The 12,218-nt window shown below is 71.0% G+C and carries 14 protein-coding genes; 7 read left to right on the plus strand and 7 right to left on the minus strand.

Features of this window, described 5'->3' with window-relative positions; translation table 11 throughout:
- Positions 1 to 236: 236 nt before the first annotated feature.
- The 3 genes from ACQP09_RS12750 (at position 237) to ACQP09_RS12760 (ending at position 2,612) form a co-directional block, all read left to right on the plus strand.
- The gene (locus tag ACQP09_RS12750) at positions 237 to 1,229 is read left to right on the plus strand and encodes an acyl-CoA desaturase (RefSeq protein WP_433398513.1); all 993 of its coding nucleotides are present in this window, start codon (positions 237 to 239) and stop codon (positions 1,227 to 1,229) included.
- The gene (locus ACQP09_RS12755) at positions 1,226 to 1,906 is read left to right on the plus strand and encodes a TetR family transcriptional regulator (RefSeq protein WP_432151547.1); all 681 of its coding nucleotides are present in this window, start codon (positions 1,226 to 1,228) and stop codon (positions 1,904 to 1,906) included. The genes ACQP09_RS12750 and ACQP09_RS12755 overlap by 4 nt, the downstream gene beginning before the upstream one ends.
- A 103-nt stretch (positions 1,907 to 2,009) precedes the next feature.
- Complete coding sequence (locus ACQP09_RS12760) at positions 2,010 to 2,612, plus strand: Uma2 family endonuclease (protein ID WP_433406576.1); 603 nt, start codon at positions 2,010 to 2,012, stop codon at positions 2,610 to 2,612.
- 17 nt (positions 2,613 to 2,629) lie between these two features.
- Here ACQP09_RS12760 and ACQP09_RS12765 read toward each other — a convergent pair whose 3' ends face one another.
- Both ACQP09_RS12765 and ACQP09_RS12770 read right to left on the minus strand, forming a co-directional pair.
- Positions 2,630 to 3,013 (minus strand): VOC family protein, encoded by a 384-nt coding sequence (locus ACQP09_RS12765; RefSeq protein WP_433398515.1) that lies wholly within the window; start codon positions 3,011 to 3,013, stop codon positions 2,630 to 2,632.
- 36 nt (positions 3,014 to 3,049) lie between these two features.
- Positions 3,050 to 3,856 (minus strand): trans-aconitate 2-methyltransferase, encoded by an 807-nt coding sequence (locus tag ACQP09_RS12770; RefSeq protein ID WP_433398517.1) that lies wholly within the window; start codon positions 3,854 to 3,856, stop codon positions 3,050 to 3,052.
- An 89-nt stretch (positions 3,857 to 3,945) separates the two neighbouring features.
- Here ACQP09_RS12770 and ACQP09_RS12775 point away from each other — a divergent pair, with 89 nt between their 5' ends.
- The gene (locus ACQP09_RS12775) at positions 3,946 to 4,443 is read left to right on the plus strand and encodes a MarR family winged helix-turn-helix transcriptional regulator (RefSeq protein WP_404068908.1); all 498 of its coding nucleotides are present in this window, start codon (positions 3,946 to 3,948) and stop codon (positions 4,441 to 4,443) included.
- Here ACQP09_RS12775 and ACQP09_RS12780 read toward each other — a convergent pair.
- Positions 4,402 to 5,187, minus strand: coding sequence for a LuxR C-terminal-related transcriptional regulator (locus ACQP09_RS12780; protein ID WP_433398519.1), 786 nt, complete (start codon positions 5,185 to 5,187; stop codon positions 4,402 to 4,404). The two genes, ACQP09_RS12775 and ACQP09_RS12780, sit on opposite strands and share 42 nt — an antisense overlap.
- 280 nt (positions 5,188 to 5,467) lie before the next feature.
- Here ACQP09_RS12780 and ACQP09_RS12785 point away from each other — a divergent pair, with 280 nt between their 5' ends.
- The gene (locus ACQP09_RS12785; RefSeq protein ID WP_433398521.1) at positions 5,468 to 5,908 is read left to right on the plus strand and encodes a GNAT family N-acetyltransferase; all 441 of its coding nucleotides are present in this window, start codon (positions 5,468 to 5,470) and stop codon (positions 5,906 to 5,908) included.
- A 23-nt stretch (positions 5,909 to 5,931) separates the two neighbouring features.
- Here the strand turns inward: ACQP09_RS12785 and galK are convergent, their stop codons facing one another.
- The 3 genes from galK to galT are packed head-to-tail and all read right to left on the minus strand — an operon-like array spanning position 5,932 to position 9,148.
- Positions 5,932 to 7,134 (minus strand): galactokinase, encoded by a 1,203-nt coding sequence (gene galK / locus ACQP09_RS12790; RefSeq protein WP_433398523.1) that lies wholly within the window; start codon positions 7,132 to 7,134, stop codon positions 5,932 to 5,934.
- Positions 7,131 to 8,108: a UDP-glucose 4-epimerase GalE gene (galE, locus tag ACQP09_RS12795; protein ID WP_433398525.1), complete on the minus strand. Its 978-nt coding sequence runs from the start codon at positions 8,106 to 8,108 to the stop codon at positions 7,131 to 7,133. Before galE ends, galK begins: the two co-directional genes overlap by 4 nt.
- Complete coding sequence (gene galT, locus ACQP09_RS12800) at positions 8,105 to 9,148, minus strand: galactose-1-phosphate uridylyltransferase (RefSeq protein WP_433398528.1); 1,044 nt, start codon at positions 9,146 to 9,148, stop codon at positions 8,105 to 8,107. Before galT ends, galE begins: the two co-directional genes overlap by 4 nt.
- Before the next feature lie 248 nt (positions 9,149 to 9,396).
- Here galT and ACQP09_RS12805 point away from each other — a divergent pair, with 248 nt between their 5' ends.
- Positions 9,397 to 11,067 (plus strand): sodium:solute symporter family protein, encoded by a 1,671-nt coding sequence (locus ACQP09_RS12805; protein ID WP_433398531.1) that lies wholly within the window; start codon positions 9,397 to 9,399, stop codon positions 11,065 to 11,067.
- Between the two features lie 26 nt (positions 11,068 to 11,093).
- Positions 11,094 to 11,384 (plus strand): hypothetical protein, encoded by a 291-nt coding sequence (locus ACQP09_RS12810; protein ID WP_433398533.1) that lies wholly within the window; start codon positions 11,094 to 11,096, stop codon positions 11,382 to 11,384.
- A 34-nt stretch (positions 11,385 to 11,418) separates the two neighbouring features.
- On the opposite strand, the gene ACQP09_RS12815 is transcribed toward ACQP09_RS12810, so the two are convergent.
- The gene (locus ACQP09_RS12815; RefSeq protein ID WP_433398536.1) at positions 11,419 to 12,165 is read right to left on the minus strand and encodes a helix-turn-helix transcriptional regulator; all 747 of its coding nucleotides are present in this window, start codon (positions 12,163 to 12,165) and stop codon (positions 11,419 to 11,421) included.
- Positions 12,166 to 12,218 lie beyond the last annotated feature (53 nt).

Here is a 12,218-nt window from a genome sequence, read left to right on the forward strand (position 1 = left end):
GACCCTCCCAGGATAGGTGTCGTCGCCTCCGGTGTGTCCGCAGCCCTGGCGGGGGTGGACGAATGCCGTCGGCAGGGGTGGCCTACCCCGCGAAGGGCGTGGGGTACCGCGGGTGACGGGCTGGACCGGCCTCTCGTGTTGTGGGGCCCGTCACTGTCATACTTACCAAGCCGTAGGTTACGGAACCGTAGCCACGGCCGTCCGGTACTGCTTCCTCACCCTCCGAGGTTCCCCCCATGCCGTCCACTCCCGATGTCCTCGACGAGACGGGCCCGCCCTCCGCTCCCGCCGATGCCGCATCCCTTCCGCCCGCGACGCTCGGCGGGGACAGGAAGAGGTCGATCGAGCAGTTCGCGCTGCTGGCGTTCATCGTGGTGCCGTTCGTGGCGCTGCTGGCGGCGGTGCCGCTGGCGTGGGGCTGGGGGGTGAGCTGGCTGGACGTCGGGCTGATGGTGGCGATGTACTTCATCGGCTGCCACGGCATCACGATCGGTTTCCACCGGTACTTCACGCACGGTTCGTTCAAGGCGAAGCGTCCGCTGCGGATCGCGCTGGCCGTGATGGGTTCGCTGGCGGTGGAGGGGCCGCTGGTGCGGTGGGTGGCCGATCACCGCAAGCACCACCGGTTCTCGGACGCGGAGGGTGACCCGCATTCGCCGTGGCGGTTCGGGGAGACGGTGCCGGCCTTGATGAAGGGCCTGTGGTGGGCGCACATCGCATGGATGTTCGACGAGGAGCAGACCCCGCAGCAGAAGTACGCCCCCGATCTGATCAAGGACCCGGCGATCCGGTCCATCTCGCGCCACTTCCTGACCTTCACGATCGTCTCGCTGGCGATTCCGCCGCTGGTGGGCGGTCTGGTGACGATGTCGTGGTGGGGTGCGGCGACGGCGTTCTTCTGGGGTTCGCTGGTACGGGTCGCGCTGCTGCACCACGTGACGTGGTCGATCAACTCGATCTGCCACGCGGTCGGCAAGCGTCCCTTCAAGTCCCGTGACCGTTCGGGGAACGTGTGGTGGCTGGCGGTGCTGTCGTGCGGCGAGTCGTGGCACAACCTGCACCACGCGGACCCGACGAGCGCGCGGCACGGGGTGATGCGGGGCCAGGTCGACTCCAGCGCGCGGCTGATCCGCTGGTTCGAGAAGCTGGGCTGGGCGTACGACGTGCGGTGGCCGGACGCGGCCCGGATCGACTCCCGGCGCACGTCCGTACCGGCCGACCCGGCATGATTGACGACGTGGCGACCGACTCCAGCAGCGAGAAGAGCAGACCTCCGTCCTCCCGGCGGGCCCGGCGGGTCCGGATGACCGGCAAGGAGCGCCGCGAGCAGCTGCTGGACATCGGCCGGGCCCTCTTCGCCGACAAGGGGTTCGAGGGCACGTCGGTGGAGGAGATCGCGGCCCGCGCCGGGGTCTCCAAGCCGGTGGTGTACGAGCACTTCGGCGGCAAGGAGGGCCTGTACGCGGTGGTGGTCGACCGCGAGATGCGCCGGCTGCTGGACATGGTGCAGGGGGCGCTCACGGCGGGCCATCCGCGCGAGCTGCTGGAGCAGGCGGCGTTCGCGCTGCTGGACTACATCGATGCGTACACGGACGGTTTCCGGATCCTGGTCCGGGACTCGCCGGTCGCGCAGTCGACGGGCACGTTCGCCTCGCTGATCAGCGATATCGCCACGCAGGTGGAGGACATCCTGGGCCTGGAGTTCAAGGCCCGCGGCTTCGACCCGAAGCTGGCCCCGCTGTACGCGCAGGCGCTGGTGGGCATGGTGGCGCTGACCGGCCAGTGGTGGCTGGACGTCCGCAAGCCGAAGAAGGCGGAGGTCGCGGCACACCTGGTCAACCTGTGCTGGCACGGGCTGGAGAACCTGGAGGCGAAGCCTCGGTTGATAGGGCACCGGAAGAGCTGACTCCGTCACCCTTCCCCGGCGCGTAACCCGTTGTGATGACGGGTGCGGATTTCCCGCCGTAGTGTGGTCGGCAGGGCACAGAATCCCGTCCATGGGAGGAACCATGACCGCCGAGCCGACCACCGCGCACAGCTCCCGCTGGCCGGTGCCCCCGCAGGACGGATACACCGTGGAGGATCTGTTCACGCTGCCCGATCTCCCGCCGCACACCGAGCTGATCGACGGGAGCCTGGTTTTCGTGAGTCCGCAGCGAGACTTTCACAGCACGATGATCGATCTGCTGGTGACGGGACTCCGCAGTACGGCACCACCGGAGGTGAAGATCCGTCGGGAGATGACCGTGGTGCTGGACCGGCGCAACGGGCCGGAGCCTGATGTCTCAGTCGTACGGACCGAGGCGGTCACCGGGCCGGACGTGACCCGGTACCAGGCCGCCGACGTCCTCCTCGCCGTCGAAGTCGTCTCTCCCGACTCCGAGGCCCGCGACCGTGAGGCCAAGCCGCACAAGTACGCGACCGCCGGCATTCCGCACTTCTGGCTGGTGGAGATGACGGGCACCGACCAGCACCCCGTCGTACGGGTCTACGAGCTGGACCCGGTGACGAAGGCGTACGCGCTGACCGGGATCCATCACGACCGGCTGAAGACTGGCGTGCCGTTCCCCGTGGACATCGACATCTCGGCGGACGCGCTCAAGGAGCTGTAGGGCTGTCGGGGGGCGCCTCAAGCCGGGTCCGGCTCCAGGAACTCCAGGCGGTTGCCCGCCGGGTCGTGGGCGTAGAAGCGGCGGTGGCCCGGGAGGTTGTCGTCCCATTCCGTGGGCACGCCGTGGGCCTCCAGGCGGGCCGCGTACTCCACGATCCCCGTCACGCGCAGGCCCGGGTGCGCCTTCCTCGCCGGGTGGAAGTCCTCCTCGATGCCCAGGTGGAGCTGGACGGGGCCGGCGGCGAACCAGCAGCCGCCGCGGGCGGCGAGCACCGGAGGCTTCGGGATCTCCGTCATGCCGAGCGCGTCGGCGTAGAAGGCGCGCAGGGCGTCCTCGGAGCCGGGCGGGGCGGCGAGCTGGACGTGGTCGACGGCGGCGAGGCCGGAGGCTGGGGCGGTCATCGGTTCTCCTTGCGGGCTCGGTCTACGGCTTGCGGGCTACGGCTTGCGGGCGACGGCGAAGATGCGGCGGAACGGGAAGACCGTGCCGTACGGGCCCGGCGGGTACGCCTCGCGCAGCAGGTCGCGGTAGGCGGTGAGGAAGGCGTCGCGGGCCTCGGGGTCGTCGGCCAGCGCGGTGAGGACCGGGCGCAGGGCGGTGCCCTTGACCCAGTCGAGGACGGCGTCGTCGCCGTGCAGGGTCTGGAGGTAGGTGGTCTCCCAGACGTCCGCCGCGCAGCCCAGGTCGCGGAGGCGGGTGAGGTAGTCCGTGGGCTCCAGGACCGAGGCCGTGCGGTCGCCGGTGCCGTGGAGGCGGGCGCGCCAGCGGTCGGAGTCGCGGAGCTGGGCCAGGAGGGTGTGGCTGGGGGCGGTGAAGTTGCCGGGGACCTGGAAGGCGAAGGTGCCGCCGGGGGCGAGGGCGTCGATCCAGCGGGGGAAGTACGCGGCGTGGCCGGGGATCCACTGGAGCGCGGAGGTGGAGACGATCAGGCCGTACGTCTCGGTGGGCGTCCAGGTGGCGGCGTCGGCCTCGGCGAAGTCGAGCAGCGGCGGGCGGGCGTGGGCGGCGGCCTCGGCGAGCATCTGCGGGGAGGTGTCGTAGCCGGTGATACGGGCCTGCGGCCAGCGGTCGGCGAGGAGCGCGGTGACGTTGCCGGCGCCGCAGCCGAGGTCGGCGATCCGGGGTGCGGGGTGGCCGGGGAGGTCGCCGATCCGGGCCAGGAGGTCGTGGAAGGGGCGGGTGCGGTGGTCCGCGTGGCGCAGGTACTGCCGCGGATCCCAGGTCGGTTCGGGAGGGGGCGTCATGGGCATCAGGATCACGCCGAGACTATCTTGATGTCAAGACACTTGAATTCAAGAGACTTCATGTCGACAGACCCTCTACACTGATCCACATGGAGGACGAGGTCGACCGACTGGTCGCTGCATGGCGCCGCGAGCGCCCCGACCTCGACGTGGAACCACTCGAGGTGCTCAGTCGCGTCTCCCGCCTGGCACGCCACCTCGACCGGGCCCGCCGCATAGCGTTCGCCGAGCACCATCTGGAGCCGTGGGAGTTCGACGTGCTCACCTCGCTGCGCCGGGCCGGCCCTCCGTACCAGCTCTCCCCCGGACAGCTGCTGACCCAGACCCTGGTCACCTCCGGCACGATGACCAACCGGATCGACCGGCTCACCAAGAAGAACCTCGTCGAGCGCCTCCCCGACCCCAGCGACCGGCGCGGCGTCCTCGTCCGCCTCACCGCCGAGGGCCGCGACAAGGCGGACCAGTCGCTGGCCGGGCTGCTCGACCAGGAGCGGGCCATCCTCGGCGAGCTCTCCCGCCGCCAGCGCGGCGAACTGGCCGATCTGCTACGCCAGTTGACTGCCCCGTTCGACAACATCCCCGGCTGACCGAGGCGTTACGGGCTCTGCCGGGCCGACCCCGGCCCGCCGGGCGAGCGCCACGGCGGCCAGCGTCGAGTGCACCCCGAGCTTGCCGAGCACGTTCTGCATGTGCGTACGGACCGTGTGCGGCGAGAGGAACAGCCGCTCCGCCACCGCCTTCCGGCCAAGACCCGCCACCATGCAGCGCAGCACCTCGCGCTCGCGCGGCGTCAGCGACTCCACCAGCTGCTCGCTCTCGGTGCGGTGCTTACGGGTCGCCGTCAGCTCCCGCAGGACCCCGGTCAGCAGCGCCGGCGGCAGATGCGTCTCGTCGCGCAGCACCCCCCGGATCACCGTGAGCAGCCGCTGCAGCGAGCAGTCCTTCGCCACCCAGCCCGAGGCGCCGGCCTGGAGCGCCCGGGCGGCGGACCGCGGGTCGTCCTTCTCCGCGAGCACCACCGAGCGGACGCCGGGCCGGGCCGCGCGGACCTGGGCGACCAGCGCGATGCCATCGACGGCCACCGGCTCCTCCGGCCGGGGCGCCGGGACCACCGGAGCACCGCCGCCGGTGGCGAGGGCGCCGAGCTCGGCGTCGACCAGGATCACGTCGTACGGTCGCGCCTCGCCGGCCGCGCGCTCCAGGGCGCGCAGCGCGGCCGGGCCGCTGCCCGCCGCCGCCACGTCCACGTCCGGTTCGGCCGCGAGGGCCGCCGCGAGCGATTCGGCGAAGATGCGGTGGTCGTCGACCACCAGAACCCGGATTCGAGCCACAGAGAGACCCCCATCAGCGGGGGCGGACAGCTGCGGGTACGGCGTCCGGAACATCCGGCGGGCCCGTGGCCTGCCTTCCGGGTGGACCGTGGTGGGCCGACCGCCGTCGTCCGCACCGCCTGCCACCCCGCTCCGGGCGCCGTACCCGACTCTCTCGCCCCCTGATTCGGCACCGGCCCCCACCGGTGCTGGGATCAGCGTACGGGCGGGGGCCGGAGGGGGAAGGCGATTCGCGGAACTGATGAGCCAGGGGAATCCCGTGGTGTTTAGGGTGGGGTTCATGTTCCGTCTTGAGACAGAAGTGGACAAAGAACGTCACCGCCTGCTGAGCAAGCGTCTCCACGAGGACAACGTCGCGGCGTCGCCCGGTCTGCGCGCACTGCTCTCCACCTCCGCCGAGCACGAAGTCCCGCTGGAGGTATGGGCGTTGGACGAGCACGGCGCGGTCGCCGGCGGGCTGACCGGGCGGACCTGGGCGTACTGGCTCCATGTCGAACTGCTCTGGGTGGACGCCCGCCACCGCGGCTCCGGCCTCGGCTCCCACCTGCTCGCCGAGGCCGAGCGGGTGGCCCGCACGGAGCGGGCCTGCACCCGCTCCCGGCTGGAGACCTGGGACTTCCAGGCCCCGGACTTCTACCGGAAGCAGGGGTACGAGGAGATCGGCCGGGTCGAGGACTACCCGCCCGGCGTCACCGAGTTCATCCTCACCAAGCAGCTCTGAACAGCCCCTGCCCGTAAGGCGGTTCAGCTCAGCCGGCGTGCTCCCGCCGACGGGACGGCGGTGAAGATGCCCGGCGCCGCGTGTCCGGCCCCGGCGAACGCCTTCGTGACGGCCTCCGCGACCGCGTCGGCCTCCGCCGCCTCCGCCAGCACGATCGCCGAGCCGCCGAAGCCGCCGCCGGTCATCCGCGCCCCGAGCGCGCCCGCCTCCCGCGCGGCCGCGACCGCGAGGTCCAACTCCGGGCAGGAGACCCGCAGATCGTCGCGGAGCGAGCGGTGGCCCTCATCCAGGACCGGGCCCGCCGCCCGTACGTCGCCCGCGTCCAGCAGCGCGATGACCTGCTCGACCCGGCGGTTGTCGCCGACGACATGGGTGACGTACCGGATCACGGACTCGTCCGCCCCGGCGTCCCCGAGCGCCGTCAGGGCCGCGTCGAGACCGTCGTACGGGAGGTCGCGCAGCGTGGGTATGCCGAGGAGCCGGGCGCCCTCCTCGCAGCCGGCCCGGCGCTCCGCGTACGCCCCGTCGCCGAGCGCGTGCTTGACCCGGGTGTCGACGACCAGGAGCGTGAGGCCCTGGGCGGCCAGGTCGAACGGGACCTGGCGCAGGGTGAGGTCGCGGGTGTCCAGGTGGAGGGCGTGGCCCTCGGTGCAGCAGGCCGAGGCCATCTGGTCCATGATCCCGCAGGGCACGCCGACGAAGTCGTTCTCGGCGCGGCGGCCGATGACGGCCAGTTCGGGACCGGTCAGGCCGAGGTGGAACAGGTCGTTGAGCGCGAGCGCGGTGACGGTCTCCAGGGCGGCGGAGGAGGAGAGTCCGGCGCCGGTGGGGACGGTGGAGGTCAGCGCGATGTCGGCGCCGGTGACCGGGTGGCCGGCCTCGCGCAGCGCCCAGACCACGCCCGCCGGGTAGGCGGCCCAGCCGTGGCCGGAGTGCGGGGTCAGCTCCGCCACGCGGAGCGAGACGACGCCGCCGGGTACGTCGGAGGAGTGCAGCCGCAGGACGCCGTCGGTGCGCGGCGAGACGGCGGCGACGGCGGTGTGCGGGAGGGCGAGCGGCATGACGAAGCCGTCGTTGAAGTCGGTGTACTCGCCGATGAGGTTCACCCGTCCGGGTGCCGCCCATACGCCGTGGGGCTCTCCCCCGTACAGCTCGGCGAAGGTCCCGTACAGCTCGGTGGAGGTGGCGGCGGGGTCGGGGCCGGTCTGCTCGGTGCTCTCGGTCATGGGGTGGTGGTCTCCTCTCGGCGGGCGAACTCCCAGGCGTCGGCGACGATTCCGGCCAGGTCGGCGCGGGACGGCTGCCAGCCGAGGCGTTCGATGGCGGTGGCGGCGGAGGCGACGAGGACGGCCGGGTCGCCGCCGCGGCGCGGGGCCGGGGTCTCGGGGACGGCGTGGCCGGTGACCTTGCGGACGGTCTCGATGACCTCGCGGACCGAGAACCCGTTGCCGTTGCCGAGGTTGCAGATCAGGTGCTCGCCGGAGACGGCCGCGTCCAGGGCGAGGAGGTGGGCCTCGGCGAGGTCGGCGACGTGGATGTAGTCGCGGACGCAGGTGCCGTCGGGGGTCGGGTAGTCGTCGCCGTAGACGGAGATCGACTCGCGCTTGCCCAGGGCCACTTGGAGGACGAGCGGGATGAGGTGGGACTCGGGCGTGTGGCGCTCGCCGCACCTGCCGTACGCACCGGCCACGTTGAAGTAGCGCAGCGAGACGGCGGCCAGGCCGTGGGCCGTCGCCTCACCGCTGATCATGTGGTCGACGGCGAGCTTGGAGGCTCCGTACGGGCTGGTGGGGGCGGTGGGGTCGGCCTCGGTGATGGGGGTGGAGACCGGTTCGCCGTAGGTGGCGGCGGTGGAGGAGAAGACGAGCGTGCGCACGCCGTGTTCGCGCATGGCGGCGAGGAGGGCGGTGGTGCCGCCGACGTTGTTGACCCAGTACTTCTCCGGGTTCACGACGGACTCGCCGACCTGGGAGTACGCGGCGAAGTGCAGGACGCCGTCGAAGGACGGGTCCAGGTGGCGGGCGGCGTCCTGGATCCGGCCCTCGACGAAGGTGGCGCCGGCCGGGACGCCGGCGCGGAAGCCGGTGGAGAGGTCGTCCAGGACGGTCACGTCGTGGCCGGCCTCCAGCAGGTGCTGGGCCACGACACTGCCGACGTATCCGGCGCCGCCGGTGACCAGGTACTTCTTCGCGTTGCTCATTCGCTCGCTACCTCTCGCAGTCGCTGGGCCGCGGCTTCCGGCGGCACGTCGTTGATGAACACGCTCATGCCGGATTCGGAACCCGCGAGGAACTTCAGCTTGCCGGAGGTACGGCGAATGGTGAAAAGCTCCAGATGCAGCGCGAACTCCTCCCGGCCGTCGGTCCCGAACGGTGCCTGGTGCCAGGCGGAGATGTACGGGGTCGGCGGCTCGCCGGGCCCGAAGATCCGGTCGAAGCGCCTCAAGAGTTCCAGATAGACCTGTGGGAACTCCGTCCGCGCCGCCTCGTCGAGCGCGGTCAGGTCGGGGACGCGGCGGCGGGGGTGGAGGTGGACCTCGTAGGGCCAGTGCGCCGCGTACGGGACGTAGGCGATCCAGTGGTCGGTGGCGAGGACGATCCGGGTGCCGTCCTTCTCCTCGCCGGCGACCACGTCGTCGAAGAGGTTGGCGCCGGTCTCCTCGCGGTGGCGGGCGGCCGAGGCGAGCATCAGCTCGGTGCGCGGGGTGACGAAGGGGTAGCCGTAGATCTGGCCGTGCGGGTGGCCGAGGGTGACGCCGATCTCGGCGCCGCGGTTCTCGAAGCAGAAGACCTGGGTGACCTGGTCGAGTGCGGAGAGCGCGGCGGTGCGGTCGGTCCAGGCGGCGAGGACGAGTGCGGCCTGCTCCTCGGTGAGGTCGGCGAAGGACGCGTCGTGGTCGGAGGTGAAGCAGACGACCTCGCAGCGGCCGGAGTCGCCGGCGAGGGAGGGGAAGCGGTTCTCGAAGACGGCGACGTCGTAGTGGCTGTCGGGGATCTCGCTGAGGCGGCCCTCGCGGGTGGGGCAGAGCGGGCAGGCGTCGGCCGGCGGGTGGTAGGTGCGGGCCTGGCGGTGCGAGGCGATGGCGACCGCGTCACCGAGCAGCGGGTCGCGGCGGATCTCCGACGAGGTGGACACGGCGTCCAGCGGGCGCCGGTCGACGGCGTCGCGGACGGTGCCGTCGACGGCGTCGTAGTAGATCAGCTCACGGCCGTCGGCCAGGCGCGTAACCGTCTTCTTCACCAGGGTCCTCCACCCGTTCCCCCAACCAACATAAACGCACATAACAAATCACAAGCGAACACGTCAGTCAATGGCCGTCACCACCGCACCGCCTCGCACCGCCTCACGCCAGCGGATGCGGACATTCCGCCACACTTCACCGCACTCGATCACGATCGAACAAAGAACACCAACGAAACTGTTCATTTAACGAACACAGAGGCGTAAGTTCCCTCGGGTTCAGTTCGCGCAACGAAGCGAGTACCCCCATGCAGACACTGGCCGAAGGGCTCCGTCTCCCCACGAACGGGCTCGACTACGCCATCCTGGCGATCTACTTCGTCGTCGTCCTCGGCATCGGCTTCGCGGCCCGTGCGAGTGTGAAGACGAGCCTCGACTTCTTCCTCTCCGGACGGTCCCTGCCCGCCTGGGTGACCGGTCTCGCCTTCGTCGCGGCGAATCTCGGGGCCACCGAGATCCTCGGCATGGCGGCGACCGGCGCGCAGTACGGCGTCGCGGTGGTCCACTGGTACTGGATCGGCGCCATCCCGGCCATGGTCTTCCTCGGCCTGGTGATGATGCCGTTCTACTACCGCTCCAAGGTGCGCTCCGTACCGGAGTTCCTGCTCCAGCGGTTCGACAAGTCCGCCCACCTGCTGAGCTCCATACTCTTCGCCTTCGCGGCGATCCTGATCGCGGGCGTCAACCTCTACGCCCTGTCGATCGTCGTGGAGGCGCTCCTCGGCTGGCCGCAGTGGGTCGCGATCGTCGTCGCGGGCCTCTTCGTGCTGGTCTACATCACCATCGGCGGCCTCTCCTCGGCGATCTACAACGAGGTGCTCCAGTTCTTCGTCATCCTCGCCGCGCTGATCCCGATCACCGTGCTCGGCCTCAAGCGGGTCGGCGGCTGGGACGCCATGAGCGACTCGCTGACCAAGCAGCACGGCGGCGACTTCATGACGGCCTGGGGCGGCACCGGCATCGGTGACGCCAACCCGCTGGGCGCCAACTGGCTGACGATCATCCTCGGCCTCGGCTTCGTGCTCTCCTTCGGCTACTGGACGACGAACTTCGCCGAGGTGCAGCGCGCACTCTCCGCGAAGAACCTCTCCGCCGCCAAGCGCACGCCGCTGATCGCCGCCTTCCCGAAGATCTTCATCGTCTTCGCGGTGATGATCCCGGGCCTGGTCGCCGCGGTGATCGTGCCGCAGATCGGCACGCCGGACTCGGACCTCACGTACAACGACGCGATCCCGCTGCTGATGCAGGAGCTGCTGCCCAACGGCGTGCTCGGCATCGCGGTGACCGGTCTGCTCGCCGCGTTCATGGCGGGCATGGCGGCCAACGTGTCCTCGTTCAACACGGTGTTCACGACGGACATCTGGCAGCGGTACGTGGTGAAGGGCAAGCCGGACACGTACTACCTGAAGTTCGGCCGGCTGATCACGGCGATCGGGGTGCTGGCCTCGATCGGCACGGCGTTCATCGCGGCGAGCTTCTCGAACATCATGAGCTACCTGCAGACGCTGTTCTCGTTCTTCAACGTGCCCATGTTCGTCGTCTTCATCATCGGCATGTTCTGGAAGCGGGCTTCCATGAAGTCCGGTGTCTGGGGGCTGATCGCGGGTACCGGCGCCGCGATGGTCAACTACTTCTGGATCTACAAGGGCGGCGTCATCGACATCCCGTCCGACCAGGGCGCCAACTTCGTCTCCGCGATCGTCGGCTTCGTCGCCGGTGCCGTCGTCATGGTCGTCGTCACGCTCTTCACCGCGCCGAAGCCCGAGGCGGAGCTGGCCGGTCTGGTGTACGGGACCGAGTCCCCGGACCCCGACGAGGCGCTGGAGGAGGCCGACAAGGCCTGGTACCGCAAGCCCGCGCTGCTCGGCTGGGGCGCGATCGTGCTCGCGGCCCTGTGCTACGTCCCGTACTCGTTCTGACACCCGTTCCGATCGGAGGAACCACCATGTCCGACCTGCACAAGGAAGTCTCCGAACTGGAGCGCAAGTCCGCGACCGCGGCGCGACTCTTCGACATCCGGCGGATCATCGGCGGCCTGTTCGTCGTCTACGGCGTGATCGTCACGCTCGCCGGGATCAGCCCGTCCGACGCCGACCTGGAGAAGGCCGAGGGCGTCCACATCAACCTGTGGACCGGGCTCGCGATGCTGGCGCTCGGCCTGTTCTTCCTGGTCTGGATGAAGCTCCGCCCGGCCCAGGCGCCGGCCGCCCCTGACCAGGAGACCGAGGCGGGCTGAGAACCCGGCCGCCCGTGCCCGCAGGGGCCCTACGTCACCCGCCCGGCCCGGTGGCGTACGGCCCCTGCGGCGTACTGCCGTTGCTGCCCGTGCCGTTGCCGCCCATGCCGTTCCTGCCGCTCGCCGCGCGGTCCAGCAGTCCGGTACGGGCCGCGAGGGCGGCCGCCTCCAGCCGGGAGCCGACGCCGAGCTTCATCAGGACCCGCTGGACGTGCGTACGGGCGGTGCTCGGCGCGATGCGCATCCCGGCCGCGATGAGCCGGGTGTCCTCACCCTCGGCGACCCGGACCAGGACCTCCGCCTCGCGCGGGGTCAGCATCTGGAGCAGCCGGCGGCCCTCGTCGTCAGGCTGGGCGGCCGGGTTGAGCAGCTCGGCGAAGGCGCCGCGCAACAGCTGCGGGGCGACGGCGCACTCCCCCGCCCGCGCCTTCAGCATGGCCCGCTCCACGCCCTCGATGCGCTCGTCGTGCCGGACGTACCCCGCCGCCCCGGCCGCGAAGGCCGCGGCGATCCCGCGCGGACTCGGCACCGGCCCCAGCACCACCACCGCCACCTGCGGCCGCTCCTGGCCGATGCGCACGATCGGGTCGAAGACGCCCGGCGCGGCGGGCGAGGCCGTACCGAAGAGGCAGACCTCCGGCGCCCGGCCGACCACCAGCTCCGCCGACCCGGACGTCGGGGCGGCCGCCGCGAGCACCCGGTGCCCGCGCAGTTTCAGCGCCGAGGCGAGTGCCTCGGCGAGCAGGCGGTGGTCATCGACCACCATGAGCCGCACGCTCATCGATCAAGCTCCCAAGTGCCCGTTTGCGCGATGGATACCGGACACCCCCGCTC

The organism is Streptomyces sp. CA-146814, from assembly GCF_050942385.1.
Lineage (GTDB): Bacteria > Actinomycetota > Actinomycetes > Streptomycetales > Streptomycetaceae > Streptomyces.

Coding starts and splice junctions, on each gene's coding strand:
- ACQP09_RS12750 (WP_433398513.1), top strand. CDS start 237: ATGCCGTCCACTCCCGATGTCCTCGACGAGACGGGCCCGCCCTCCGCT.
- ACQP09_RS12755 (WP_432151547.1), top strand. CDS start 1,226: ATGATTGACGACGTGGCGACCGACTCCAGCAGCGAGAAGAGCAGACCT.
- ACQP09_RS12760 (WP_433406576.1), top strand. CDS start 2,010: ATGACCGCCGAGCCGACCACCGCGCACAGCTCCCGCTGGCCGGTGCCC.
- ACQP09_RS12765 (WP_433398515.1), bottom strand. CDS start 3,013: ATGACCGCCCCAGCCTCCGGCCTCGCCGCCGTCGACCACGTCCAGCTC.
- ACQP09_RS12770 (WP_433398517.1), bottom strand. CDS start 3,856: ATGACGCCCCCTCCCGAACCGACCTGGGATCCGCGGCAGTACCTGCGC.
- ACQP09_RS12775 (WP_404068908.1), top strand. CDS start 3,946: ATGGAGGACGAGGTCGACCGACTGGTCGCTGCATGGCGCCGCGAGCGC.
- ACQP09_RS12785 (WP_433398521.1), top strand. CDS start 5,468: ATGTTCCGTCTTGAGACAGAAGTGGACAAAGAACGTCACCGCCTGCTG.
- galK (WP_433398523.1), bottom strand. CDS start 7,134: ATGACCGAGAGCACCGAGCAGACCGGCCCCGACCCCGCCGCCACCTCC.
- galE (WP_433398525.1), bottom strand. CDS start 8,108: ATGAGCAACGCGAAGAAGTACCTGGTCACCGGCGGCGCCGGATACGTC.
- ACQP09_RS12805 (WP_433398531.1), top strand. CDS start 9,397: ATGCAGACACTGGCCGAAGGGCTCCGTCTCCCCACGAACGGGCTCGAC.
- ACQP09_RS12810 (WP_433398533.1), top strand. CDS start 11,094: ATGTCCGACCTGCACAAGGAAGTCTCCGAACTGGAGCGCAAGTCCGCG.
- ACQP09_RS12815 (WP_433398536.1), bottom strand. CDS start 12,165: ATGAGCGTGCGGCTCATGGTGGTCGATGACCACCGCCTGCTCGCCGAG.